Annotated in this window: 1 protein-coding gene; it reads right to left on the bottom strand. The window is 68.3% G+C overall.

Annotated elements, in window-relative coordinates; genetic code table 11:
* Positions 1–275: 275 nt before the first annotated feature.
* Positions 276–1,388, bottom strand: coding sequence for a hypothetical protein (locus LCE31_RS39520; protein WP_225023111.1), 1,113 nt, complete (start codon positions 1,386–1,388; stop codon positions 276–278).
* Between the last annotated feature and the right edge of the window lie 153 nt (positions 1,389–1,541).

Genomic DNA, 1,541 nt, shown 5'->3' with positions numbered 1-1,541 from the left:
CCTTCACGTGACTATCAACGACCTCCACGACTCTGCGTCACCACCGAATATGAGACAGGGCCGCTCTTTTGACAGACCCCCTCCGCCCGCCACTGGCCTGGCGGCACCCTGATGGGCTCGGCCACGGAGTGGGCGCACCAGGCGTTGGCGCACTCCCAACTACCTACAGCACCGCCTGCTGCTCCGGGAAGGCCACGCACTCAGGAGAGCGTCGGGCAGCGTGACGCCGGCCTTTTGGTACTCCTCAGCGAGACAGGTGTCGAACTCTTCGGGGCTCACTTCCCGGTGGTGCACCGTGCGATCAGGCCGGGCAGGTCGTTCTCGCTGAGGGCGAGGTGGTGGGTGGGGTTGTCGTCGTGGACGTGGTGGGTGACGACGACCTCGTAGAGGTCGGCGCGCTGGTCGTCCGCGTACTGCTCGGTCAGCTGATACCAGTGGTACAGGACGCGCCAGGTGACCCGCTGAGGGGCGGGGCGGGCTTGCCAGTCCAGCTCCAGGTGGTGATGGCTGTGAGCGCCGACGATGGCATGGCACAGCTGGTCGGGCACCGCCTCCGGATTGCTGGCCCGGTCGAGGAGCTCCCGGAGGTCCTCCTCACAGGTCTTGGCCGGCGGAAGCGGATCGTTCCACCCCCGGGGAGGGCCGTCCTTGAGCGTTCCTTCGGGGCGGCGCGACCAGCGCAGATCGGCGCACGCCTCCACCTGATCTGCGTCGATGTCCTCGGTTTCTTCAACGTCGTCGAGGTCGAGCACGTACCTGGCCGGCCCGTCGACCGTCTCGCTCTTGTCATCGAAATGCCAGCCGACGTCAAATACGTATCCGCGGTGTCCGCTCAACGCGCCTGTCATGATCTTGACCCGGGAATAGAGGTGGTGCCCCTCGTTCTCGATGATCATCTGCCGTTGGACGACGCGCGCCGCCCACGGGGTGCAGACCTCCACCGCGGGGTCGGGCAGGCCACGGCCGATACCCCGGGTCATGCCGCCCCACCGGGGCTCCGGGGTGTCCGGTACCCAGCCGTGGGCGGGTGTCACCGGGGCGCCCGGATCCCATGTCCGGGTCAGCCACCGCCAGCACTCGCTCACTGCATCGCCGGGCGCGGCGGTACGGGCCAGGTCATGTCCGGCGTGAGGCAGGACGGTGGTGACCAGCTCGGTCACCCGTACGTCGTCGCGCAGTTGCCACAGCACCGACGGCCAGCCGATCGCTTCGACCGGCCTAAGTTTGCGCAGGTGTAGGGCGTAGAGGACTACGGCGACGATGTCACGCATCGCGACGTCGTCCCAGCACCGCTCGTCCATCCCGCCCGGCCGATCGGCCGCAGTGGCGGCAGTCGCGCGCCGCACGGCCTCGGCCCACGGATCGGGGGACGGTGAGCGAGGGGGCACGGGCTGGCTCCTGCCGGTTGGTCGATGTGCGGGCCTGGAAGACGACCTCTCCGAACTTACCTGCGGTCGGCCGCCCTAGTGTCCTGAGTCGGTAGTTCGCTTGCGGTTATAGGGTGGGGCGATGCCTGGTCCGAAGCCGTTGCCGCTGGAGTT

Source organism: Streptomyces sp. 8L, from assembly GCF_020176795.1.
Lineage (GTDB): Bacteria > Actinomycetota > Actinomycetes > Streptomycetales > Streptomycetaceae > Streptomyces.
This window is presented reverse-complemented; position numbering and strand designations above follow the sequence as displayed.